This window comes from Lysobacter auxotrophicus, assembly GCF_027924565.1.
GTDB classification, from domain to species: domain Bacteria; phylum Pseudomonadota; class Gammaproteobacteria; order Xanthomonadales; family Xanthomonadaceae; genus Lysobacter_J; species Lysobacter_J auxotrophicus.
Window position 1 is genome coordinate 3,651,992 of record NZ_AP027041.1, and the last position, 23,974, is coordinate 3,675,965.

General features: G+C 64.9%; 24 protein-coding genes, 1 tRNA gene and 1 pseudogene. 13 read left to right on the forward strand and 13 right to left on the reverse strand.

Annotation, left to right across the window (positions count from 1 at the left end):
• The first annotated feature begins 250 nt into the window (after positions 1-250).
• Entirely contained in the window at positions 251-1,972 is a 1,722-nt protein-coding gene (locus LA521A_RS16550; protein ID WP_281779941.1) for a serine hydrolase domain-containing protein, read from the forward strand.
• A 146-nt stretch (positions 1,973-2,118) separates the two neighbouring features.
• The gene (locus tag LA521A_RS16555) at positions 2,119-2,376 is read left to right on the forward strand and encodes a hypothetical protein (protein ID WP_281779942.1); all 258 of its coding nucleotides are present in this window, start codon (positions 2,119-2,121) and stop codon (positions 2,374-2,376) included.
• A 278-nt stretch (positions 2,377-2,654) separates the two neighbouring features.
• On the opposite strand, the gene LA521A_RS16560 is transcribed toward LA521A_RS16555, so the two are convergent.
• From LA521A_RS16560 to LA521A_RS16575, 4 genes are read right to left on the reverse strand one after another with little or no spacing between them, the layout of a single operon-like run.
• Positions 2,655-2,822, reverse strand: coding sequence for a hypothetical protein (locus LA521A_RS16560; RefSeq protein WP_281779943.1), 168 nt, complete (start codon positions 2,820-2,822; stop codon positions 2,655-2,657).
• Positions 2,819-3,244 (reverse strand): hypothetical protein, encoded by a 426-nt coding sequence (locus LA521A_RS16565; protein ID WP_281779944.1) that lies wholly within the window; start codon positions 3,242-3,244, stop codon positions 2,819-2,821. The genes LA521A_RS16560 and LA521A_RS16565 overlap by 4 nt, the downstream gene beginning before the upstream one ends.
• The gene (locus LA521A_RS16570) at positions 3,228-4,178 is read right to left on the reverse strand and encodes a DUF6402 family protein (protein ID WP_281779945.1); all 951 of its coding nucleotides are present in this window, start codon (positions 4,176-4,178) and stop codon (positions 3,228-3,230) included. Before LA521A_RS16570 ends, LA521A_RS16565 begins: the two co-directional genes overlap by 17 nt.
• Positions 4,179-4,183: 5 nt before the next feature.
• Positions 4,184-4,810 carry a PAAR domain-containing protein gene (locus tag LA521A_RS16575; protein WP_281779946.1) on the reverse strand — a complete coding sequence of 209 codons (627 nt, stop codon included), beginning with the start codon at positions 4,808-4,810 and terminating at the stop codon, positions 4,184-4,186.
• 244 nt (positions 4,811-5,054) lie between these two features.
• Here LA521A_RS16575 and LA521A_RS16580 point away from each other — a divergent pair, with 244 nt between their 5' ends.
• The 3 genes from LA521A_RS16580 to LA521A_RS16590 all read left to right on the forward strand — a co-directional run bounded on the left by LA521A_RS16580 (position 5,055) and on the right by LA521A_RS16590 (position 7,803).
• Positions 5,055-6,956, forward strand: a complete 1,902-nt coding sequence (locus tag LA521A_RS16580; RefSeq protein WP_281779947.1) for an MFS transporter — start codon at positions 5,055-5,057, stop codon at positions 6,954-6,956.
• Between the two features lie 74 nt (positions 6,957-7,030).
• Positions 7,031-7,387, forward strand: coding sequence for a CD225/dispanin family protein (locus LA521A_RS16585; protein ID WP_281779948.1), 357 nt, complete (start codon positions 7,031-7,033; stop codon positions 7,385-7,387).
• Positions 7,384-7,803 carry a DUF2752 domain-containing protein gene (locus tag LA521A_RS16590; RefSeq protein WP_281779949.1) on the forward strand — a complete coding sequence of 140 codons (420 nt, stop codon included), beginning with the start codon at positions 7,384-7,386 and terminating at the stop codon, positions 7,801-7,803. Before LA521A_RS16585 ends, LA521A_RS16590 begins: the two co-directional genes overlap by 4 nt.
• A 96-nt stretch (positions 7,804-7,899) precedes the next feature.
• Here the strand turns inward: LA521A_RS16590 and LA521A_RS16595 are convergent, their stop codons facing one another.
• From LA521A_RS16595 to LA521A_RS16620, 6 genes are all read right to left on the reverse strand, one after another.
• Positions 7,900-8,844, reverse strand: a complete 945-nt coding sequence (locus LA521A_RS16595) for a hypothetical protein (RefSeq protein ID WP_281779950.1) — start codon at positions 8,842-8,844, stop codon at positions 7,900-7,902.
• Positions 8,845-8,955: 111 nt separating this feature from the next.
• A complete protein-coding gene (gene nudC / locus LA521A_RS16600; protein ID WP_281779951.1) occupies positions 8,956-9,900 on the reverse strand; it encodes an NAD(+) diphosphatase in 945 nt (314 codons plus the stop codon).
• Positions 9,897-10,271, reverse strand: coding sequence for an iron-sulfur cluster insertion protein ErpA (erpA, locus tag LA521A_RS16605; protein WP_281779952.1), 375 nt, complete (start codon positions 10,269-10,271; stop codon positions 9,897-9,899). The genes nudC and erpA overlap by 4 nt, the downstream gene beginning before the upstream one ends.
• Positions 10,272-10,353: 82 nt before the next feature.
• Positions 10,354-11,145, reverse strand: a complete 792-nt coding sequence (locus tag LA521A_RS16610; RefSeq protein ID WP_281779953.1) for a DUF6776 family protein — start codon at positions 11,143-11,145, stop codon at positions 10,354-10,356.
• 52 nt (positions 11,146-11,197) lie between these two features.
• Positions 11,198-11,614 (reverse strand): bactofilin family protein, encoded by a 417-nt coding sequence (locus tag LA521A_RS16615; RefSeq protein WP_425494537.1) that lies wholly within the window; start codon positions 11,612-11,614, stop codon positions 11,198-11,200.
• Positions 11,615-11,660: 46 nt separating this feature from the next.
• Positions 11,661-12,392: a DUF6776 family protein gene (locus LA521A_RS16620; protein WP_281779954.1), complete on the reverse strand. Its 732-nt coding sequence runs from the start codon at positions 12,390-12,392 to the stop codon at positions 11,661-11,663.
• A gap of 77 nt (positions 12,393-12,469) precedes the next feature.
• Between LA521A_RS16620 and LA521A_RS16625 the strand changes: the two genes are divergently transcribed.
• On the forward strand, positions 12,470-13,051 hold the full coding sequence (locus LA521A_RS16625; protein ID WP_281779955.1) for a DUF4126 domain-containing protein: 582 nt from the start codon (positions 12,470-12,472) through the stop codon (positions 13,049-13,051).
• 72 nt (positions 13,052-13,123) lie between these two features.
• On the opposite strand, the gene bfr is transcribed toward LA521A_RS16625, so the two are convergent.
• The 3 genes and pseudogenes from bfr to LA521A_RS16640 all read right to left on the reverse strand — a co-directional run.
• Positions 13,124-13,594, reverse strand: a complete 471-nt coding sequence (gene bfr, locus LA521A_RS16630; RefSeq protein ID WP_115841833.1) for a bacterioferritin — start codon at positions 13,592-13,594, stop codon at positions 13,124-13,126.
• Between the two features lie 128 nt (positions 13,595-13,722).
• Positions 13,723-13,926 (reverse strand): (2Fe-2S)-binding protein, encoded by a 204-nt coding sequence (locus LA521A_RS16635; RefSeq protein WP_281782127.1) that lies wholly within the window; start codon positions 13,924-13,926, stop codon positions 13,723-13,725.
• 197 nt (positions 13,927-14,123) lie between these two features.
• Positions 14,124-14,606: pseudogene (locus LA521A_RS16640) on the reverse strand (RNA pyrophosphohydrolase); the annotation flags it as partial.
• A gap of 119 nt (positions 14,607-14,725) precedes the next feature.
• Between LA521A_RS16640 and LA521A_RS16645 the strand changes: the two are divergent.
• From LA521A_RS16645 to LA521A_RS16675, 7 genes are all read left to right on the forward strand, one after another.
• Positions 14,726-14,802 (forward strand) — tRNA-Met (locus tag LA521A_RS16645).
• Positions 14,803-15,215: 413 nt separating this feature from the next.
• Positions 15,216-17,267, forward strand: a complete 2,052-nt coding sequence (locus LA521A_RS16650) for a site-specific integrase (RefSeq protein WP_281779956.1) — start codon at positions 15,216-15,218, stop codon at positions 17,265-17,267.
• 178 nt (positions 17,268-17,445) lie between these two features.
• Positions 17,446-19,587, forward strand: coding sequence for a hypothetical protein (locus LA521A_RS16655; RefSeq protein WP_281779957.1), 2,142 nt, complete (start codon positions 17,446-17,448; stop codon positions 19,585-19,587).
• 845 nt (positions 19,588-20,432) lie between these two features.
• A complete protein-coding gene (locus tag LA521A_RS16660; RefSeq protein ID WP_281779958.1) occupies positions 20,433-21,386 on the forward strand; it encodes a tyrosine-type recombinase/integrase in 954 nt (317 codons plus the stop codon).
• A gap of 465 nt (positions 21,387-21,851) precedes the next feature.
• Positions 21,852-22,991 (forward strand): hypothetical protein, encoded by a 1,140-nt coding sequence (locus LA521A_RS16665; protein WP_281779959.1) that lies wholly within the window; start codon positions 21,852-21,854, stop codon positions 22,989-22,991.
• Positions 22,988-23,530, forward strand: coding sequence for a helix-turn-helix transcriptional regulator (locus LA521A_RS16670; RefSeq protein WP_281779960.1), 543 nt, complete (start codon positions 22,988-22,990; stop codon positions 23,528-23,530). Before LA521A_RS16665 ends, LA521A_RS16670 begins: the two co-directional genes overlap by 4 nt.
• 4 nt (positions 23,531-23,534) lie before the next feature.
• The gene (locus LA521A_RS16675; RefSeq protein ID WP_281779961.1) at positions 23,535-23,969 is read left to right on the forward strand and encodes a hypothetical protein; all 435 of its coding nucleotides are present in this window, start codon (positions 23,535-23,537) and stop codon (positions 23,967-23,969) included.
• The last annotated feature ends 5 nt before the right edge of the window (positions 23,970-23,974 follow it).

Below are 23,974 nucleotides of genomic sequence, written 5' to 3' on the forward strand. Positions count from 1 at the left end.
TCGCCCCCGCAGCGTAGCCACCCGCAGGTGAACCGGCCGAAAAACCCGGCGTCAAGCATCCGTTGGGGCTCGTGACGAAGGACACGGGCCTGCGCCGCGCACTCCCGCGACACTGGCGCCTCGCATCGCAAGGCCGCACAACCACGTGAACATCGGAACGTTCCAGCGCGCGCTTCGGCGCATCGCCTGCGCCCTAGCGCTTACCGCGCTTCCTGCGGGCGCCAGCGCCGCAGTCGCACTCGAAAACGCGATGACGCGGGAACTGCAATCGCACGGTTTGCAGGGCGCCGTCTGGTCCACGCTCGTCGACGACACCGTCGATACCGGCGCCGCCGGCATCCGCGATGCGCGCAGCAACGCGCCGATGCGGCCGGACGATCGCGTACATGTCGGCTCCGTCGCCAAGACGCTGCTCGCCACCGGCGTGCTTCGGCTCATCACGCAGGGCAAGTTGACCCTGGATGCGCCGGTCGCGCCGCTGCTGCCGGACATCGGCTTCGACAACCCATGGGCGACGACGGATCCCATCCGCGTCCGCCACCTGCTCGATCACACGGCCGGCCTCGATGACGTGCGCTTCTCGCAGGCATTCACCCTCGTCCCGCGCGAAGACACGCCACTGCGCAATGCCTTCGAAGGACGCGACCCGCTGCGCGTGCGCAGCCGTCCCGGCGCGCGGCATTCGTACTCGAACACCGGCTACACGCTGCTGGGCATGGTGGTTGAGCGCGTCGCCGGCCAGCGGTACGAGACCTACCTCGACGCGCATCTGCTCACGCCCCTGCGGATGCACGACAGCACGTTCGCGTTCACCACGCAGGATGGCGAACGCGCACACCCGCGCCTGGCGATGGGACATTTCGAGAACGGCGCGACGCACGCCGCCGTGCCGAGTTACATCCGGCCGGCCGGGCAGTTCACCACGACCGCCGCGGACATGGCCCGCTTCGCGCGTTTCCTGATGAGCGACGGCCGCATCGATGGCGCACCCTTCATCGACCCCGCGCTGCTGCGCGCGATGGGCGAGCCCGTCTCCACCGAAGCCGCCGACGCCGGCCTGCGTGTCGGCTATGGCCTTGGCCTGAGCACGCGCGACCGGCACGGCGCGGTCGGCCGATGCCACGGCGGCAGCACGGTCGGCTATCGCGCGATGCTGTGCCTGTTTCCACGCGAACAGCGCGCGTTCTTCGTCGCGGTGAACGCCGATGTCGAAGGCGTCGATTACGGGCGGCTCGATCGCACGCTGATCGACACGCTCGATTTGCCGCCGAGCCATACGCAGCCCCAGACAAAGGCCTCAGCGCTGCGCGAATGGGAAGGCGTCTACATCCCCGCGCCGAACCGGTTCGCGAGCCTGGAATGGCTCGACACCACGCTGAACTTCGTGCACGTGCGGCGCGACGGCGACACGCTGCGTTTCAAACCGTTCCAGTCGAAAGAGATCGTGCTGCAACCCGTCGGCGACCGCCTGTTGCGCGCGCCCGACCGCACCCTCGCGTCGCACGCCCTCATCACCATGCCCGATGGCCGCCGCGTCATCAGCACCGGCCTGCAGAGTTACGAACGCGTGTCGCTCGCGCGGATGGCGCTGCTGTGGGGCAGCGTGATCGCCGGCCTGCTCGGTTGCGTGTGGCTGCTGATCTCGGGCGCGTTCGTGCTGATCCGGCGACGCGGCACGGCGAACAGGGCGGTGCTGATCCCCTGCTGCGGCCTGCTCGCCCTCGTGCTGCCCCTCCCGTTCTTCTACGGGCAATCCTTCCTGCAACTGGGCGACGTGACGATCGCCAGCGTCCTGCTCGCCATCGTCACCGCGCTGTGGCCGTTGTCGATGCTGGCGGGCCTGATGGCGGCACTGCGCCATCGCCCGTGGTCGGCGCGCATGACGCTCGACGCCGCCGCGATGCTCGCCGTGCTCCAGTGGACCTGCGTACTGGCATGGTGGGGCCTGGTGCCGTTGCGGATGTGGGCATGAGGGCAACTGCACCGCCGACATCGATGTGCGAACCCCATCGTTCGTCATTCCCGCCGAAGCAGCAGCTCCACGCCTTGCGCGCCCCGTAGCTGGCCTTTGTAGCCCGGGTAAGCGAAGCGCACCCGGGAAGGCGCACGGTTCCCCGGGTGCGCTTCGCTTACCCGGGCTACAAGAGCGGGTCGCGCAGCAGAGAGCGACAACCGCACAAGCTCACGCGCCTGCTGGAACAGCTTCGCAACGCGGAAACTGCGCTGGGCAGCGACGTGATGGTCACCGCGCGGGAGGGCTACGCGGTGCTGAAGGCTGTCGGCAAGGGCGATGGTTTGGAGGCGCTGAAGAAGTTGCTGGCGAAGCGGTTCGCGTCCGGGCCGCGGGAGCCGGCGGCGAAGGTGCCGGCGGTCTGATTTTTCGCTTGGTGGATGCGAGAAGGCCCCGCATGCGGGGCCCTTCGTTTTGGTGTGGCGCGGGTCGCATGGATGGGCTCTGCCCACCCAGATCCATTTGCCCCGCCGTGAGCGGCATGAAGCGCCGCCCCATCACCTCAAGACCGGTGGCGGCGCCTCGGTGGCGATATGGGTGGGCCGCTCGGTCAGGGTTTTGCCAGTTCGACAGTAGCCGTCCGCATCCAGCCTTCCGACGACCGCGGGGGCCGAGTTGAACAGCAATGTGCACGCCAGATCGCTCAGGGGTTCTCCTGTCTCAGCGTCGACCATCTGGACTCCTCTTCGAACGGACGCTCGCGGGCTTCGTTGGCGCCCGCATCGAGGGCGTCGTCCGATGAGCCCATGGTGAGCGTGCTGCAACCGGCCAATGCGGCAATGGCGGCTACCAGTACTGCGATGCGCTTCATCGTAGCCTCCGGCGCGCCGCATGGCTGCACGGAACTGCCTCGTGGATATCCGCGACTTTGAGCATGCCAATCGCGACAGTGGGACCCCAGTGCGTCTGGCCTAGCGATGTGCCTTCGTAAACGTCGGTTTCTGTAATCAAGTCGTTGGTTGGAGCGTAGTAGAGCCGGTAGAAGACCGGGAAATCCCACAGCGGGAGGGTCCAGAACGGTCGCTTTCCTGCCTCCGGGTCGGGATGGGGTTGCGTGTGCAGGAACGAGGGCAGCACCCAGAAGGGGCGATAACGCTCAAGGCGATAACAGCCATCCGGGCTCGTCTCCTCCGCCTCTTTGGTTGCCAAACCGCGTTCCCAGTACGGCGAGGCGAGATTCAGAACGACCAGGACCACGGCTGAAATCGCGAGACCATTAGCCCACGTGCGCATCGGCATCTCCGCGGATTGAGTCCCATGCAGAGGTGATATCGATCACGCGATCCTCGTCCACCCAGTGAACATCGGAAAAGACGAGGAAGTCCCCGCCACGACCGGTAGATTTCCGGTATCGGTTGAAGTCGTGATTCCAAACCTGCATGAATGCCCCTTCGTCCAGACTTGCCACGTCCGGGGTGTTGGACGCCCCGACCGTTACCGCCATCTGCTCCGCCTTGGTGAGCACGCGGCTCTTGGTCCATATGCCGAGAAACTGAGGCCCAGTGAAGTCATAGGTGTCCCGCAGGTACAACGCACTTCGCTTCACATGGAAGTAGCGACGCCCTGATTCGGCTTCAAACCAGGCATTGCCAATCAATCCGACCTTAGCCGAGGCGTACCCGAGCGCGCCGTAAACTTCGTCCAGCGTGTCGCCAAGCGCCCCGAATGGCCTGACATTAACCTGGCAGATCGAATCGATTTCCGCTGCGGGCATCCGATCTGCACCGAGCGCCTGAGCGCGCATCCCGTCCCACCCTACGCCCCGAAGCTTCTGACACAGCTCCTGGATTGCAGCGATATTGAACCGTCTCCCATGCACGTCACGCAGCGCTTCCGCCACGCGGGGAAAGCGCTGCGCCCATGCGACTTTGACGATATCTCCGTCATACATGGATGGATGGAGTTTCGAGATGGGGGGCGTCTTCACCTTGAAATCGCCAGGCAACTCCCAGGCTTCGTTCTGGAACCATCGCTCCATCAGGCTGGCTGCAGTGCTCCACCCCATCGTGCGCATGGCGTGCGGAATCTGAGTAATCGAGAGCCGATCAATCGTGATCCGCTTGCCCTGCGTGACATCGACGGGGCTGGTTCTCGATTTGGCGCTGCTCGTGAGAATCAGGGTGTCAGGCTTGAGTGCATTCAACGCGGAGAAATCGCTAAGTCCCATCGTCTTCACTCCTCTGCAGGTGCCGGAGCAGAGATGGCGACCGAGATGGGTATGGGCGCAGCCGTGCGATGTCGCTCGGTCCTCCCCCTATCGTCGAGCGCGCACTGCTGCGGGAGTCCGACCTCGGGTATCAGTAAGCACGTCAAGCCCCTCAGCGGGTCGCCAGTAACAGCGTCCACGAAGATGAAGTGCTCGTCGAACTGGCCCGTTTCCATTCCGCCCTTGGTTGGTTCAGCGAACCGCTCGGCGGCACGGGCAGCTGAAGCGTTGCTGCCATGGCTCGGCGTCTGTTCGACGCGCGCGAGCGACGGCGCCGTAGTGGAGATCAGGCCGCAGCCGCAAGCAAGTTTGCTGAGCTGTTCGGTCGCTGTGTTTCGGCCGCTCTGCTTGAAGAACGCGTATCCCCCGACGATCGGGAAGTCGCCCCCGTGCAGTGGGCAGGACGCCTTGTCGTCCTCCAACGCAGTCGGGATGCCGTCGCTCGGAAACCCGCTTGCCTGAACAACTTTGCCGCCACTGGTCGTCGGATCGCCCAGTCTGATGAATCCATCCCGCATGTTTGCCACCTTGAAGGTCGAATCGCGTCGATGCGACGCGTGGTCGAGGCTTGCAATGTGCGGACGTTGGATCAACGGTTTCGGGCGGGACTTTTGCTCGGTGCCCCGTGGTGTCGGGTGAGGCCCGTTGCTGGAGGGCGGTGCCCGTGCGCTGCGGGCCGGGGTCCCGGCTCCCGCCGGAATGACGTCTTAACTCTGGATGAGTTTGTGTAGTGCGCACTTCTGTCGCCCGGGTACCCGAGCGACGCATGCGGTCGCCGCTCTTCCGGCACCGGCTTTTGCTAGTCTCCCCTGACCCTCCAGCCAGAACACCGAGTGCATGGCACACAGTCAGTTCGACCTGCTGCGGCAGCGGCGCTTCCTGCCGTTCTTCGTGACCCAGTGCCTGGGGGCGTTCAACGACAACGTGTACCGGCAGGCGATCATCGGCCTGCTGTTCTGGCTCGGCGTGGACGAGGCCGAGCGCACGCTCTACACCAACATCGCGCCGGCGTTGTTCATCCTGCCGTACTTCCTGTTCTCGGCCACGGCGGGGCAGATCGCGGAGAAGCTGGAGAAGTCCAGGCTCATCCGCATCACCACGACGATGGAAATCGCGATCATGTCGCTGGCGGCGGTGGGCTTTCTCACGCAGAACATGATCGTGCTGCTCGTCGCGCTGTTCTGCACGGGCGTGCAGTCCACGCTGTTCGGGCCGGTGAAGTATTCGATCCTGCCGTCGGTGCTGAAGCCGGAAGAACTCACCGGCGGCAACGGGCTGGTGGAGATGGGCACGTCGATGTCGATCCTCATCGGCATGATCTTCGGCGGCCTGATCTTCAAGCTCGCCGGCGCGCACGGGCCGGTGGTCGCGGCGACGGCGATCATCCTGCTCGCGGTGAGCGGCAACGTGGTGAGCCGTTTCATTCCGCGCGCCGAACCGGGCGCGCCGGGGCTGCGGATCAACTGGAACCCGATCCCCGAGTCGCTCGCCGTGCTGCGTCTGGCCAAGCGCCAGCTCGCCGTGCGCAATTCGGTGCTGGGCGTGTCGTGGTTCTGGTTCATCGGCACGGTGCTGACCTCGCAGCTGCCGAGCTACGCGGTGGTGAACCTCGGCGGCAGCGAGACGCTGTACATCCTGGCGCTGGCGCTGTTTTCCATCGGCACCGGCGTGGGTTCGGTGCTGTGCGAGAAGCTCTCCGCACGCACGGTGGAGATCGGCCTGGTGCCGCTGGGCGCGTTCGGCATGAGCGCCTTCATGCTCGATTTGTATTTCGCGCGCAGCGGTGCGGCCCCGGTGTCGGACCTGGGCGCGATGGAGTTCCTGCAGCAGCCGGGCAGCTGGCGCATCGCAATGGATTTGACGGGTATCGGGCTGTTCGCCGGCTTCTTCGCGGTGCCGCTGTTCGCGCTGATCCAGAGCCGCACGCCGCGCGAGGAGATCTCGCGCGTGATCGCCGGCATGAACATCCAGAACGCGGGCTTCATCGTGCTGGCGGCGGTACTGGGCATCGTGGTGCAGCGCTTCTTCGGGTGGACGATCCCGCAGGTGTTCCTGGCGCTGGCGATCGCGAATGTGGTCGTGGCGATCTACATCTTCACGATCGTGCCCGAGTTCATGATGCGCTTCCTGAGCTGGGTGTTCGTGCGCGTGCTGTATCGCATGCGGCCCCACGGCATCGAGCAGCACGTGCCCGACGAAGGCGCGGCGCTGATCGTGTGCAACCACGTGAGCTACATGGATGCACTGATCCTGTCGGCCAGCGTGCCGCGGCCAATACGCTTCGTCATGTATTACAAGATCTTCCGCATCCCGGTGATGAGCTGGATCTTCCGCACGGCGAAGGCCATCCCGATCGCCGGCGCGAAGGAGGACCCGGAGCTGATGCGCCGTGCATTCGACGAGATCGACGCCGCGCTGGCCGAAGGCGAGCTGGTCGGCATCTTCCCCGAGGGCGCGCTGACGAAGGACGGACAGATCGCGCCGTTCAAGTCGGGCGTGGAGCACATCCTCGAACGCGCCGCCGCGCGCGGGCAGGTTGTGCCCGTGGTGCCGATGGCGCTGCGGAACATGTGGACGAGCATGTGGAGCCGTCGCGACACGCGGCTGGGGCGCATGCGCGTGCCGCGCCGCTTCCGCGCGCCGGTGGAGGTGATCGCGCAGGCGCCCATCGTCGATGCGACGGTGGATGCGGCCACGCTGGAAGCGAAGGTGCGGGCGATGCGCGGCGACGCCGCCTGAGCCGTCACCACGGCGGGATGACGCGCTGCTAGGATCGGGTCGCCGCGGCGTCGCGGCGCACCCGAAGGATCGCCATGAACGTGCCGCCCCCCATCCCGCCGTCGCCGTCGCCGCTGGCGACGCGCATTCCGAACTACATGATCTGGGCGATCCTGATCACCATCGCCTCGGTGCTGTTCTGCTGCATCGTCGGCACGATCCCGGGCGTCATCGCGATCGTGTTCGCCGCGCAGGTCAACACGAAGCTGGCCGCGGGCGATGAAGCCGGCGCATGGGTGGCCTCGCGTCGCGCGAAGCTGTGGTGCTGGATCACGACCGGCCTGACGATCCTCGGCCTGTGCTGGACGATCTGGTTCATCAGCGCCGGCGGCATGGCGCAGTACCAGCAGATGCTGCAGGAACTGGAAAACGCGCAGCGCGTCCAGCAATGAACGCCGTCGCGTCCCGCGCCTCGACCTTCGACATGCGCACCGTCGTGGTGGGCGCCGCGGCGGTAAGCGCGCTTTCCGGCGCGGCGTTGTTGCGGGCGGTCGAGCCGGGTGCGCTTTGGCCCTGCGCGTTCCATGCGATCACCGGATTGCACTGCCCCGGCTGCGGTCTCACGCGCATGCTGCATGCGCTGGTGCACGGCGACATGGCGCGCGCGTGGTCGATGAATCCGCTGGCGATGATCGCGCTGCCGCTATTGGCGATGATGCTGATGCAGTGGTGGCTGGCGCGCCCGTTGGTGCCTGCGCGCCTGAATCGCGTCGTGCACGATGGGCGCGTCTGGATTGTCGCGATGGTGCTGTTCGGCGTGCTGCGGAATCTTCCGTTCGCGCCGTTGGCGTGGATGGCGCCGGGCTGAGATTGTGCTGTTGTAGCCCGGGTAAGCGAAGCGCACCCGGGGCTGTCACGCGTGATCCCGGGTGCGCTTCGCTTACCCGGGCTACAAGAGCTACGGTCAGCTCACCCAGCCGGCGATCACGAACAGCGCCAGCACCGCCAGCCACACCAGCAGGCTGCGCCAGACCAGACTCATCGCGTCGCGCAGTTCGGGCACTTCGCCGGAGAAGGCCGGAATCGGCGCGGGCGGCGGCGTGAGGCCGGCGTCACCGGCTTCCACGCCGATGGTCGCGTCGTCGTAATCGGCCGCTTCGTCGGCGAGTTCGCACTTCACGCTCGCGCGCGCGACGGCACCGAGAAACGGACGGCGCACGTCGAACGAGGCGCCACCCGCATCGCGCCACGCGCCGAGCACGGTGTCGAAGTTGCCGACCAGCGCGAGCGACAGGGTCATGAGCTGCGCGACGGGCCAGTCGAGGATCGCGAAGAAATAGCGCGCGCCCTCGCGTGTCTGCACCGGCAACGCGGTCGCGGCCTCGCCTTCGGCCGAGATGGCGGTGAGTCGATAGAGCAGCGCGCCGAACGGACCGAGCAGCAGGAACCAGAACAGCACGCCGAACCAGCGGTGCTGCGCGTTGCGGAAGACCGCTTCGACGAGACTGCCGCCGTCGAGCACCGCCGGCATGCCGCCTTCGGGCCACAGGCGCATCGCGGCGGTGCGTCGCGATGCAGCGTCGGGGGCGTCGGCGACCGCGTCGACATCGACGTCCAGATCGCGCGGTCCCCAGGCGTAGAACAGCACCGCCACGCCGAAGATGAGGCTTGCCAGTCCGAAGAAGGCATCGTGCAGCGCGAGCTGGAACAGCGTGACCAGTAGGGAGATCGGCGCGAGCGCCAGCACCAGGCCCCATCGCCCGTGCCAGAAGCTGCCTTCCGGAAAGCGCGAATCCAGCCAGCGCAGCCAGTCGCGATACCAGCCGTAATGCCGCACCGACGCGGCGAACGACGGCGCCATGTGCCCGAGCACCAAAGCAACGACGACGGCGATCAGCGTGGCGGACATGTGCGCGGCGGGCTCCGGATCGCGGGGGCTGCGGGGATTCTAGCGCCTTGGGTTTGCGGTGATTCCGGTGGGAGTGGAGCTGGGTGCGCCGGATGCGTAAGCGCTAGTCGCTTACGCGCCCTGCCCCGCCAGCCACTGCTCGATCAACCAGCGCGAGATCGAAATGCTCGGCGACAACACCGGGCCTTCGCCATCGTCCTGCGTGCTGCCCCATTCGCCGCGCTGGCGTGCGCGACGCACCTCGTCCGCGGTGAACCAGCGCGCCTCTTCCAGTTCGTCGCCTACCTGGGGCGCGTCGGGTTCGGCTTCCGCGTAAAAACCGAGCATCAGCGATCCCGGGAACGGCCACGGCTGCGACGCGAGGTAACGGCAACGCCGCACGCGCACGCCGGATTCTTCCAACACTTCGCGCGCGACGGTCTGCTCCAGCGATTCGCCGGGTTCGACGAATCCGGCGAGCACCGAATAACGGCGCGCCGGCCAGCCCGCCTGGCGACCGAGCAGCAGACGCGAGCCGTCGGTGACGGCGACGATCACGGCCGGGTCGGTGCGCGGATAATGTTCGGCGCCGCACTGGACGCACTTGCCCTGCCAGCCCGCGCGCGACAAAGCGACCTCGCCGCCGCACACGCCGCAGAAGCGATGGCGGCTTCGCCAGTGCTGCAGCGCGCGCGCCTGCGCGAACACGCTGGCATCGAACGCCGGCCACAGCGACGCCGCACTGCGCAGGTCGACGCGACGCGGCGCATCGAGCGCGGTCAGCGCACCTTCCAGCGCGAACCACGCGATGTCGTGCGGATCCAGTCCCAGGAACACCGACGCGCCCACGCCGCCGGGGCCGTCGCTGATGTCGCGGCCGGTCGCCGCGAACAGGCGGCCTTGATCGTCGGCGTAGGCGTTGCCCTTCTCGTCGAGCAGGATCACTCGCGAGGTGGGCCAGCGGGCTTTGAGTGCGTCGGGGTCGTCGCGCAGGGCGTCGGCGCGATCGAGCGCGCCGCGGCAGGCCGCATCGACGCCGGCCTCGACGAACGCGAAGGGTGCCGGCGTGTCGCTCACACCGCGAACGAGGAACCGCAGCCGCAGGTGGTCTTGGCGTTCGGATTGCGGATCACGAACTGCGCGCCGTGCAGGCTCTCGGTGTAGTCGACTTCGGCGCCCATCAGGTACTGCAGGCTCAGCGGGTCGACCAGCAGCGTGACGCCGTCGGTCAGGATGGCGAGGTCGTCCTCGGCCTGCTGCTCGTCGAACTCGAAGCCGTACTGGAACCCCGAGCAACCGCCGCCCTGGATGTAGACGCGCAGCTTCAGGGCATCGTTGCCCTCCTCCGCGATCAGCTCGCGCACCTTGGTGGCGGCGGCCGACGAGAACTGGAGGGGGCGGTCGAGGGACTGGTAGTCCGGCGTGGCGGAGAGGGTCGGCAATTCCATGCGAAAAGGATGGGGCGCGCGGCCGGGTTGTTCAAGGCGCGAGGCGGGTCGCTGTGTCCTGCGGGCGCCGGATTCCAGGCATTCAGGGGGTTGCGGTCGCCGGCGCGACGTCGCGCGTGGCCTCGGCCCAGGTGAAGGACTGCTCGATCGCCGCCCCCGAGCGCGGGGCCAGCCGCACCGCCACGCGGACCGGCGTGAAGCCCGGCGGCAGGAAGACGTCGCCTTCGATCTGCTGGAAATACTTGAACGAATAGGTGATGCCCGGCGCGTTCGCCTGCTGCCGCAGCACGGGCCAGGTGAGTTTTTCGAGCTTGCCGCCGCGCGTGCCTTCGATGGCGAGCGTGAGCTGGCCGGTGCTGACCGCGCCCCGGTTGAGGTTCTGCGTGAGCGTGCCGGTGAAGTGCCACGCGGTGTCGGTCTGCGGCTGCAGTTTCAGCGAATGCACCGCCAAGCCACGGCGCTGGGCAGTGCTGCCGACCAGACGCTCATAGAAGGCGACGTCGGCGCGCAGGCCGGCGATTTCCTCGTCGCGTTCGGCCAGCGTGCTCTGCAGGTCGCGGTTGGCATCGCGGCTGATCTGGTCGGAACGACTCAGCGTGGCCACGCGCTGTTCGAGTTGCTCGATCTCGCGCCGCTGGCCGCGCGTTTCGCGCTCGCTGGTTTCCAGCTGGCCCTGCGGGCTGTCGGGAGCCGGCGCGAACACCCGCCACAGCCCCCACAACCCGAACAGCAGCGACAGCGCCACCGCGCCGAGCAGCAACGGCGTGCGCCCGCCGACCAGCGCGTCGCGCGCGGCGGAGGGCGCGGCAACCGGCTCCGGCACGTGGCCGGCCGGTCGGGACGAACCGGGTTGTTCGGGATCGCTCGGGGTCATGCCGGGGCGCCGTGGAAACCGGCGCCCAGCCTACCGCGACGCGATGTGACCGTCAGCGCAGAATGGCGGCGGCGTCCAGATCCGCTTCAGTCAGGGCGTGCCCTTCGTGGGCACCGGCGTGGATCAGGCGACCGGTGAGCACCGAGCCGGCCAGCATCTCGACGACCTGGTAATGCACGTTGCCCTGCACGCGCGCCTTGGCGGCCAGCTCGACGCGCTCGCTGGCGTAGACGTCGCCATCCAGGCGGCCGTTGAGGATCACCACCGGCGCGCGCACCTCGCCCTCGATGCTGCCGTTCTCGGCCAGCGTGATCGTGGCGCGCTGGCCTTCCTCGGCGATCACCTTGCCGACGATGCGGCCTTCCACGTACAGGCCGCCGCTGAACTTCAGGTCGCCGTGGATGACCACCTGGGCGCCGATGAGGGTATCGACCTGGCCGTCGACGTGGGCGGGTTTGCTCTTGAACATCGGGTACTTCCGGTTGCGCGCCGGCGAACCGGCAAAAGGGATGAGGTCAGGTGGCGCCGAGCTGCCAGCCCAGCGTCTGCTCGACGGCCACGTCGCCGCCTTCCAGCGACACGCGCACGCGCTGCGGCGTGAAATCGGCCGGCAGCATGACGCTGCCGCCCAACTGCTGGAAATAGCGGAACGAGTATTCCTGCGTGGGGGCGGAGCTGCGCTGATGGAGCTCGTCCCAGCTGATCGTCGCGAGCTTGCCGTGACGCACGCCTTCCACGGTGAAATGCAGGCGGCCGCGGCTGATCGCGCCCTTGTTGAGGCTCTGCGTCAGCACGATCTGGTAGCGCCAGCTGCCGCCGGATTCGGCGTCGAAGCGTGCCGAATGCACGCTCAGGCCCTTCGGCTGGCCGGTGGCGCCGACCAGGCGCTCGTAGAAGGCGAGGTTGGCGCGCAGGTCGGAGATTTCCTCCTCGCGCTCGGCCAGTTCGCTCTGCACTTCCTTGTTGGCCGCGCGGCTGATCTGGTCGGAACGCGACAGCGTGGCCTCGCGCTGGGCGAGCTGTTCGGCCTGCGAACGCCAGCGGCGCAGCTCGTCCTGCGCGGCGTCCAGCTGCGCGGTTACCTGCGGCAACTTCGGGGCGGCGTGGCGCTCGGCACCGAGCCACACGCCCGCCAGCGAGCCCAGCCATGCGACGGCGAGCACGGCCACGATCAGCGGTCGGCGGTCGGGCCGTTGCTGGACGATCGTGAAACGCGGCGGCGGCGCCCTGCGCGGCGTGTTGTTCATAAGCGTGTTTTCCGGCGATGCAGTCGCCGGATTCCCCAGCCCCTATACTTCGATGGACAGTCTAGCGAGGGAGCGACATGACGGATGCGCACCTGTTCGCAATTGGCGTAGTTCTGGCCTGGTTGGCCGGCATCCGCGTCTATCTCACGGTTTTCGGCGTCGGGCTGGCCGGCTTCTTCGGCTGGCTGGACCTGCCGGAGGCGCTGCAGGTTACTGCCTCGCCCTGGGTTCTGGGCGTTTCGGGCCTGCTCGCCGCTGGTGAATTTTTCGCCGACAAGATCCCGGGCGTCGATTCGGGCTGGGACCTGCTCCACACGCTGTTGCGCGTCCCGGCGGGCGCCTTCCTCGCGGCGGCCACGCTGTCGCCGGACGGCCAGCTGGGCGCCGGTGCGCTGGCGGCCGGCGCGGGCGTCGCGCTGACCAGCCACGTACTCAAGTCCGGCTCGCGCGCCCTGCTCAACACCTCGCCGGAACCGGTCAGCAACTGGACGGCCTCCATCACCGAAGACGTCGCCACGATCGGCGGCCTCGCGCTGGTGTTCGCGCATCCGTGGGTCGCGCTGACCATCGTGGTGCTGATCAGCATCACCGTCGCGCTGCTGCTGTGGTGGGTGTGGCGGATGCTGTTCCGGCGCGCGCCGAAACCCGGGCCGGTCTGATGGCTTCGCAATGAAAAACGCCGCCGGAATCCGGCGGCGTTTCGTTTGCGCAATTGCGATGCGATGCGGCGATCAGTCTTCCAGCTTGGTCAGCAGGTAGTTCTGCTCGCCCAGGCGTTCGATGAGCGACAGCTGCGTTTCGATCCAGTCGATGTGTTCTTCCTCGGAATCGAGGATGTCGGCGAACAGCTTGCGGCTGACGTAGTCGTTCACCGATTCGCAATAGCGGATGGCATCGCGCAGTAGCGGCAGGCCTTCCAGTTCGAGTGCGAGGTCGCACGCCAGCACTTCGCGCGGGTTCTCGCCGATGCGCAGCTTGCCCAGCGCCTGGAAGTTCGGAAGCCCTTCGAGGAAGAGGATGCGCTCCGACAACTTGTCGGCGTGCTTCATCTCGTCGATGGATTCCTTGTATTCGTGTTCGGCCAGTTCCTTCAGGCCCCAGTTCTTCAGCATCTTGGCATGCAGGAAGTACTGGTTGATCGCGGTCAGCTCGTTGTAGAGCGCCTTGTTGAGGAATTCGATGACCTTGGCGTCGCCCTTCATGGCCGGCCTCCTGTAAGCATGGATGCCGGCACTCTAGCCCGTTCAGGCGCGCGATGACGGAACGCGAATCGGGTGCACCCGCGTCCGAGAATCAGTCTCGCTTGGGAGCCAAGTTCAACGAAGCGGGCTCAAGCCGCTTCCTGCATCACCGCGAAGGGCAACTCGCGCACCGCGTGGGCCGATTCGAGCAGCGACGCCGCCATGTCCAGGCAACTGCCGCAATTGGCGCCGGCGCCGGTACGCATGGTCAGTTCGGTCACGCTGCGGCAGCCGGCCTCGGCGGCCGAGCGGATGTCGTGATCGGTGACCCCATTGCAGATGCAGACGTACACGGCGGCGGTATCGGGCAAGGCAGCCGGATCGGCTGCAGGGCCATTCCGCCATGAATGAGAATGATTGTCAATTAACGGCAGCTATCCGCCGCCCGACATCAGCCTGGCCCGCATCCGGCGCCCCGCCAGCGCGGGCTGCGGCTCCGCCCCGCCGGATCCGCGGCCCGGAATTCCGGCCCCGGCGTCGGCACGGCCGCGGGACCCGCCACCTGCCGTGCGGCCGGTGCCAGATGGCGCAGAGCGCGCGCGTAGACGGAGCGTTTGAACATCACGACGTGCTCGACCGGGTACCAGAAGTCCACCCAGCGCCAGTGGTCGAACTCGGGCTTGTCGGTCAGGTCCAGGCGCAGGTCGGACTCCTGCCCGCACAGCCGCAGGAGGAACCACACCTGCTTCTGGCCGATGCAGACCAGGCGGTCGTTGCGGCGGATGGCGCGCTGCGGCAGGCGGTAGCGGAGCCAGCCCGGCGTGGCGCCCAGGACCTCGACGTGCTCGGGAAGCAGCCCGGTCTCCTCCCGGAGCTCCCGGTACATGGCTTCCAGCGGCGTCTCGTCGCTGTTCATCCCGCCCTGCGGGAACTGCCAGCCGTCGCGATGCACGCGGCGCGCCCAGAACACGCGCCCGTCCGGGTGCATCAGGACGATGCCGACATTGGGTCGGTAGCCGTCCGGATCGATCACGATGCGGACTCCTGAATTCACTGCCTCCGACTCTGCCACGGCCTCGCCCGCGACGACAACCCGGTCCGGGGCGATTGACGCGCACCCCTTCGGCATGAATAATTCGCGGTTCTTCGCGGGGCTATGTAGCTCAGCCGGTTAGAGCACAGCACTCATAATGCTGGGGTCGGTGGTTCGAGTCCACCCATAGCCACCATCCGCCGAGATTCGTCACCCCGCAAGGGATTTGGACGACACATCTAACCCCGCGATTTCGCGGGGTTTTTTGTTTCTGGGTATCGCCAATAGGGCACGTTTGTCACCCCTCTGAGCATTTGGCTCACTTCGCCGTGTGCCGGGCCAAGCCGTCCTCTGGCGGGCAACGTAACCCTCCAGATTTGTCACCCCAGCAACGATTTAGACCGGGCTCGCTGCCCACCCGACTCGGGGTCATGGACTGGCACCAAGCGTGGCGAACGCGCCTGAGCGATTGACGTAAAACCCTCCCGATTGACGTGCCGCATTGACGTGCCGGGGCAATGGCTCCCAAGCCTTCCCGCCAGAAATATTCCCAACACCCCCTCACGCAGGGGGGGTTAGCGTGATCGCACGTGCCGCCGGACGGCCAACATGTCCCTCATGGACATGCCCCTCACCCCCATCCTCAAACGCCTGTCGTCGTCAGGACGGCCTTTCGCTGAGACCGACGCCGCCTTCCTGAAGGGCGCACTGCGCGGACTCATCCGGGTCTGCACAGGCCGCCCCCCGCTCGTGCGGTTGCTAGGCCTTGACGTTGACCATTGCGTGGACGCGTCAGTGGAGGAGCTGCCCGGAGACCCGCGCGGTCTTGTCATGGGGCGAATGGATGAAGAGCCGGTCCTGTCGATGCTGGTCGTGCTCGCCTGCAGCCCGCCATCTGCACGAATCGATCGTCTGGCCGCCGTCCTGATACGAGCATGGCTTCGCGCACCCGACAGCACGGCGGCCGGCGCCGGAACCAAAAACACCGCCGACGCCGGCTTCCGCTATATCCGCCAGTGGGCAACCGGGTATCGCTCCTTGGGCAGCCTCCGGGATAAAGACAGTCGACCATACGTGCTCGCACTCCAGACCCTTCGCGGCAAGCGGGAACCTATCCAGCGCATCCGCGGCCAGCGTCAGCCCACGACTGCTCCGGTAACGCCAGAGCCCACCCAAGCGGGCGCCCGCGCCAAGCAGCGCCTTTGGAGGGGTGTTCGCGCCCGCACTAGGCCGCTAACCCTCCGCCGAATTCTTGGCAGTGGTCGCAGCCACCTGTTTGCTGCCCGGGCACGACACGCCAGCGGCCATGTCCTTCCGTTCGGGTCGCGATCACTGATCCAGCCCTATGACCGCGCCCGGCTGCGGGAGTACTTGCCTGACGCCCCGCTCAATGACCAGGCCGTCATCGCAGCAGTGTTGCTTAGTGGTCAGCAGCCCGAGCAGCTCACCGAATTGCGGATCGCTCCCGACGTGAGCGCTGCGACAGCAATGGATTCAGGCGCCTGTCTCGTGATCGAACCCTTTGGGCTCGTGGTTCCCAATCGCGTCAATGGGGCGCTGCCCAAGCCGAACGGTCATGAGAAGCCTGCAACTCACATTTACCTTCCACTTCCGTACGCGAAGAGTGGGGTTGCTGAAGCACTGCATAAGCACGCCTCGTCGCGGATCGGGGGTGTGTTGTTCACTGCTGAAGAGGTCGTCCAGTGCCGTAAGCGTCTGCGTGCCTACGCCTCCTCGGTCAATAGCAGCCTGCGTCTCGAACGCCTGTCCCGTGAACTGCTCGTCGCTGGATTCGATGTCACGGAGCGACGTGCGTTCGAGTACTACCTGCGGTCGGCGAGATCCATCGAACCGGCGTTCGCTGCGGACCTCCACTACGCGGTGCATGACGGCATTGAGATGCAGGAAACTTTTGCCAAGGCCCTCGCGTTGGTCGGGGAGCGCTACGGCACCGAACTTTGCCCCGATGTCGTGGCGCCCTGCCCGATCGAAGGCTCCATCGGCAGCCGCTTCTGTCCTCCGCCCGAAGACATCGCCACGTTCGTCGATGATCTCAAGAAGGCTTTGCCGCCCTTGCGGAGGGGTCGGACGGATCTCGCCGAACTCATCAAGTTCCACAACGCGTTTACCCACTATGTCATGGCCATGTTCATGACGGCGTCCGGCATTCGCCCGTTCGCTCTTGGATTCCCTGCCCTCCGGCCCGTCAACAACACCTGGCTGGTTAACGAGAAACCGCAGGGTGGATCCTCGGCGCGGTTGCTTCCGGTCCCGAAGCTCGCGGTACGTCAATGGCAGCAGTATCAGCGCCACCGCGAGTTCGTGATCAAGACGCTCAAACTCAGTAATGCCCCGCTGTGGTTCCAGCTGGAAGGTTCAAGCCCTACGGTTCGGGCAGTCAGTCCCGCCTCGTGGCGAAAGATCATGGCGCCAGCGGCGGCGAACGCGCTGCGCCATTCGCTTCCTAATGAGTTGCGCCGTCGCGGCGTGCCCGGCGAACGCATCGGCTTGCTTATGGGACATCACGCCCAAGGGTGTGAGCCGGGATATCCGTGGAGTGCGATCGAAATCACCTGGAGCGCTGACGAAGTTCAGGCGCTTGAAGCAGTTTTGGCGGCTGCCGGCTTCGAAGAATGTAAGGGTTATCGCAGTGCGGCTTAAACCTGATGCCAAGCACCCTCCCAAGCGGAAGGCCACTCTCCCGGAACTCCGCGAAAGGCTCATCACGGCCATATCGGTTCGGGCTGATGCTGGCTTCTCGGCTTGGACGCCAGAGCTTCAAAACCTTACGCTCGAAGACGTAGGCATCCATGCACTTCCCACGAAGGATCGGAAGTTCGTGTTCAACGAACTTAGCCGACTGCTTGCCGAAGGTGCGCAGGAAGGTTGGTGGACCTACCCGGAGTTAGACTCCGCGTCCAGCCGGACGCGCCGCGTGCGCCATGCAACACCCGCCCATCGAAGACTGCTTGCTGAAGCTGAGCACCTCCGCGCAGCTATCGCTGCAGGTTTGGGCGACCTGTTGGCCTCAGAAGATCCCGATGTGCTGATGGGAGGACTGATCCTGAATGCGGCGCTCGTAGGCGCTGTTGTGCACTCGGACTTCCTCAGCCAGCTCACCGAACTGCCTCATCGGCGAGAACTACTTCAAGAAGCGGGAGGGAGCGCTTCGATTGCTTTCCAGATCGCCCGCGCCGGATCGCCAAACCATCGGGGCCGCCGCAAGCAGGCTTCTGAGCAAAGCGACGAACCACCCGCAGAGGAGCCTGCGTCCAACGTTCGCCGCTGGACGCCCGACGACGCCAGCGCACTCCTTCTAGCCCGGCTCTTCGGGTTTGCGCCGACACGCGAGCGGCCATCCCCGGACCGCTTTCTAAGTGCCGCGTGCGCGCGACTCGGCCGAACCGCATTGACCATGAAGCAGGTAGTTCGACATGCGAGCGCCTGGTGGGCGAGCCGCCTGCCGCCGATCCTGTACGAGTACGTCTCAGATCCACGAGTCGCACCCTCATTGCCCCACTCCGCATGGCAACGGCTGCTAACTGGCCGGCCGGCCTTGGCGGAGGCGCCGAGACCCAGCTCCGTGACTGAAGGATTGCGCATTGCGCGCCTCGGCAGCATGTCGCCATCGCAGGCGCCTGCACAGCTCATGGAACAGCAGCGCGCATGTCGAGGCCTGGTTGCCGCGCTGGGCAAGGGCCCAGACAAGCAAGTGCCTAAGCCCTCCGAGCTGGTCGAGCGATTGGAGAAGTGGCGGCATGAGTTCGGCCACATTGACGGATGGCCAGCCCTATTCGAGTGCTGGGCACGTCATGTCGTTACTACCGGTAGCGCGATCGGCATGAAATTGCACCGCGCGGGGCTACAGCGTTACCTCCAAGGCTTTGGCGACCGGTGGCTAAAGGTGCTCCACGATCTCGATCCGTGGTCGATAGTCCAAGATCCGGCACATTTCGCCAATGACATCTCCGACCGACTAGAACAGTTGCGTCACGACTTGAGCGGCTTGCAGCAAGCCGGCGTTCCTCGAGCTGGCTTGCAGGCATTCTTGGCCTACGTTACCGCCATCGGCGGACCGAGGATTGAGCTCGACAGCGAATGGAGATCAGTGGTTTCCGTCGGACGAGTTGACGTCAACATCGTCACGCCTGGCGAGTATGAGCAGTTGCTGTGCTGGCTAAGCGAAGTCGCCGGCGCGGATAGGTTCGGAGCGCTGCGAAACCAGGTGCTAACTATCCTGGCGTACCGCATAGGACCCCGCTGGGAGGAGTTGCAGACCCGGCAGCGCCGCGATCTGATGCTCACCACGAACCCCGACGGCAGCCTGTGCGGAATCCTGGATATCCGCGTCAACCGCTGGTTTGCAGGCAAGACATCCAAAGCGCTCAGGCGACTGCCGCTTGAGCAGTTCCTGACGCCCGATGAAATGCGTGTGCTGCAGGAGTACCTGGCGTTGCTTGACCGGGACGATGTTCGTCCCGCCGAATTGCTTTTTGCAAATCGTGAAACTGGAGGTACACCGCCAAACGTCCGCGATACGCACGACGTCATACAGAGGGGAATGCGCCTGCTCTCTGGCGACGGGAGTCTAGTGTTTCACCACCTACGCCATTCAGCCGCCTCCTTCATTTCCCTCCGCATCTTCACGGACGAGATCGAAGACCCCAGCGCACTTGAATGGATCAATGGGTACGCGCGCATTAGTGCTCGTGGACTCGGCGTAGCGGAGAAGCCGTACGCCGAAATCCTGTCCGGACGCCGGGCCGAACATGGCTCGCGCTCCCAGTTAGTCCGTGCACTGCTGGGCCATATCGACCCAACGACGTCGATGCATAGTTATGTGCACTTCATGGACGTGATCCTCGCCCAGTACGCCAAGCGGTTGGCGCCCGCCATCCCCATCGCAGTTCGCGCTCGGCTGGACGGTATCAAGCGAAAGTCCGTCGTCCGCCGCGACATCCGTGCGCGCCAGCGCGCTTGAGTCGCCAACCGCATGGACAAGGCAGTGAGCCGCGCGAAGGGGGCCTTGGCCACGATAGCTTCGCGCGCTCCCATGTCGCGCCGGCGAAAGTCGCACTCGCCCGCCGCACGCACACCAGCTCCTGCCGAGACTTTGGAGTCAGATGCAGACGGATCCATGGGGAGCGATGACTATCGCGCCGGCGAAGTCGACCAGCTAGAAGCCATGCTTGTGGCGCAGGCGCCAAGCGACGCCTCAGTCGCCCGGGCGCTTACGGCATACCGGGCGATGCCTTCTGCACCTAAGGCAATCCTCTCGGAGCTATACCGGGATCTGCGGCTTTTTTTCTCCAACCCTGCAAGTCCTGCCGAGCGGGAGTCGGTTGAGAAGCTCATTCATTCGATGAAAGTGTTCAGGGCTGCCAAACGCGACTGGACAGAGAGCGAAGCTAGAACTGTGCTTCTTGCAGTCCAGGGTGCGGGTTCAGGTGTTACGTTCAAAGTTGCGAGCCACGACGGCTGCCGAAAGGTTCAATGGTTAGCCAAGGGTCGGAAGAACGAGATAGGCCGCTGGCTGCCGCTATTGATAGTCATCTGCCGTCCGCGAAGCGATGCACGCGATGCAGATCCCTGATGTGCCAGTGATCCGACGGCAAATATTCCAAAAGAGCAAGGTTGACCTCGTGCGGATAACTTTGGAATCGAGCTCCCCATGAGATCAAGGAAGGACGCGAAGCGACGTGCTTCGCCTCACCGGGAATTCGAATGAAAGTAGACGTTACGTGGAACATGGCCTTGCCCGCCTCAGGTTCGATCGATTGGCAGCCACAGCCTGCAACTTCCCTACCCTCGCTGACGCACCCGCCAATGACGCAGACCCCGACCTTTGAAGAGTTCTTCCACGAATGGCGAATGGAGAAATTGCCTGAGTGGCGCCGCCTGCATATCCAGGGGGTGAATGACATTGCAAGTAAGCACCTGCTCCCCTGGTTCGGGGCAATGCAGCTGAGTCGGATCGGCCGCGCGGACGTCATGAAGTTCAGAGCCCACTTGGCGAAGCTGCCAGGCCACCGTGGGCGCACTTTGTCGGCGTCCCGCATCAACAAGATCCTCGTCATCCTTGGCCAGGCAATGGGAGAGGCGGCCAACCGCCATGGTTTCCAGAGCCCACTTGCAGGGATTAGGAAGCTTAAGTCTCAGAGGCCGGAGGTTCAGCCGTTTACTCTGGAAGAAGTGCGCCGCCTTTGCGACGAGGTGCGTCCGGACTACCGCGACTACCTTGTTTGTCGCTTCTTCACCGGAATGCGGACCGGCGAGATCAACGGGCTTAAGTGGGGCCGCGTGGATCTCGAGCGCAACGTCGTACTGGTTAGGGAAACGTTCTCGGCGGGAGAAACGGAGGAGAACGCAAAGAGCGAGCACTCCATTCGTGACATTCCGATGCTGCCTCCTGTCAGGGAGGTGTTGCTTGAGCGTCATGCCGTCGCACGACCTCTGGGTACGGACTATGTCTTCGCGTCTCCGCGCGGAGGCCCGATTGATGCAAAGAACTTCACCAATCGCGTTTTCTACCCGTTGCTTGATCGCCTCGGAATCGCCCGTCGCCGTCCTTACCAGACCCGGCACACGACTGCGACCGTCTTGCTGGCAGCCGGCGAGAACCCGGAATGGATCGCCCGATTCCTTGGCCATGTGAACACTGAGATGTTGTTCACTGTGTACTCGCGCTACGTTCCGAACTTGACCCGGCGCGATGGCGCAGCGGTGTCAGCGTTGTTGGCGAGGAGTTCAACTGACCCCGAAAGTAAGGAGCAATTCTGATGACGGACTGGATCTCATCACACCTGGCTGAGATCGTCTTTGAGCAGATCGTGTGCGCGCTCCTTCGGCGATGTTTGTGTCGGGTAGCTCCGTCATTGCGGCACGGCTTTACCCGCCTCCAGCGACTATCGAGGTAGGAGCTCTCGCTCGGGCCTTCCTTCTGAAGGCCCTCTGGGTACCACAGTGCGGTGAGCCTGCCTGGCTCGCGACGACCAGTGCCCCACCAGCAACCGCATTACAACGGTAAGCGATTGACTACGTTGATTTTCTAAAGAGATTTTCGACGGCCTGACTCACAACTTGGTCCACTTTTTGGTTGGCTGGAGCCGCACCAACCCGGACCACACCGGACAACCTCACCTTCGCTTTCGCGCTTGCTGCTGCGCGGGCGCGCTGGTTCACCCTGGACTGTTGGCTCGGAGCACGGCGCTATCATAACAACCCCAAACTCGCGATCAGCGGGCCATGCTCCACGACGTTGAGTTTAGACAGGGCGCGAGGGAACAGAGATCTCTGCGAGAGTGGGAGCAGCGGCTGAACATCCCCGCCAGATCGCTGTTGCACCACGCGTCACAAGGGCGGCTGAAACTCCTTGTCCAGCCACCACCCAAGGCCGTGGAGTACGCGCTGTTTCGCGTCGATGAAGACGCGATGCCTCTGACCCAAGGACCGTTAATCCGGCTACCCAAAGGCGAGCTCGTCGGTTTTGTCCCAGACGCCCCAACTCTGGAAGCGCTTCTTAGCAGCAACCCCGTTGAAATCGAGTCCTTCGATACAGTCATCTGCAACAACCTGAGCTGGGATTGCTTCCGCGGACTTTTTCCGAGCACGTCCGGCCACACGTTCCGGCCTGTGGGCTGGCGTGCCGGGATATTCCGAATCCTTGATGGGTATGACGCCTCGGACGAGGCAAACGCGGCCGATTTGCTTTCAATCGACGGCCGCAGCGTCATACAGGCCAGCTTCGTCGTTCGTCCCGATCACGTTTGCATCCGGGACGCCGATGCAAAAAGGTTCCTCGTCAACCTGACGTCCTACAGCTTCATTTCAGATCTTTTTGACGGCGGAACGTTCAAAGAAGAACTCCCGCCCTACATCTCCGGAAAGCTGAAAGAGATGATCGAGGCAAACCAGGTCCTTTGGCGCAAGCACGAGGGGCTGGGAACCGACGAGCGTGTCCGAAAAAGGGCGTTCACCGTCGAGTACTTGAACGATAAATTCCGTTCGTTCTGTAAAAAGGGCACAAATCCGAATTCCCTCGTAAAGTTTGCGGCTGATGCCTGCGATCCCTCCAGCTTGGCTAAATCGAGGAAGTTGGAGTCGTCAGTGACGCCGGACATGCTTGCTTTAGTCACTGCCGCCAAGTTGTTTTGGTCCCCCATCAACGTCCAGAACGACAAGCCTGAGACGCACCCAACTCGGGACGAAATAGTTGCGTTCCTTCAGTTTATGGGCCTTACCGGAACGAATGCAGCGAGCCATGGCGTAACAATCATCCGGCCCGAGAAGGCGGCCGCCGGGAAAGTGGGCGAAAGACCTCCGCTTTTCAGTCCCCCCCTCAGACGTTCCCCTCTTATGAGGGCTGGAAGAGCGCCTTTGAAGTGAAGAACGCGGCCTGCCTGAAGCAGGCGAACATGTCAAGCGTCACGTTCATAACGGACGACGACGGTCCGAGAACTTCCGACGATGGCCACGCTGCAATGTGCAGCGTCATCTACGAGGTTTATATGCGTCGCTCCGCCGTAACTGCCCTGGCACCTTACCGGGCCACCCCGCCGAAGTGCGGTGAATCCTCCCTCACTCGGGATGCGCACTACGAAAACTTGCGCTGGCTGATCGAAGAACAGGTGCTTGCTCGCCTGGAGGCGATCTTCGAAGGGGTCAAAGCCTTGAAGTCCCGCGAATGCGGGCCTGCGCCGAATCAGGGCCACGCCATCCGATTGCCCGAAGTTCTGCAGATTCTGGGTATTTCCAAGAGCTGCCTCTACGACCGCCTCAACCCCAAGTCGGCCTCGTACGACCCGGCTATGCCGCGCCCTTTTAAGTTGGGCACGACCGAGCGTTCGCCGTCGGTGTGGTGGGACTCCTCCGTGATGGCGTACCTGACGTCTCGCGCCCAGCTGCATCACGGGAACGGAGGCTAAGAGCATGACGCACAACAACAACTTCCCGGCCGCAGAAGGCCTTCGGGCTCCGGAGGCCCCTGTCGAAAGGGCCGGCGTGCAAGCGCTCCAGGACAAGCTCGACCGCCTGCTGGCGAAGGCCAAGCCCTCGAAGCGCGAGCTCGCCCAGCAGTACGTCCGGGACCTTTATCCGAAGCTCGAGGCCCATCTCGCCAACGGCAAGCTCCTGAAGGACATCCTGGCGGCCTTCAACGAACTGGTCCAAGCCAAGGTCTGCGCCCGCAAGTTCAACGAAATGCTCGAGCGGGAGCGTGCCCGCCGGGACGCCAGTGGCGAGCCCGTCTGTTGCGTCGCCTGTGGTCACCGTCTGACCTCGGCGGAGCCCAACGACCCCGCCCGCCCCCACACCAACGGCCCCGTGCGCGAGTCCGCCGACCACTTTCTGGCCCATTCGGAGTAACCGAC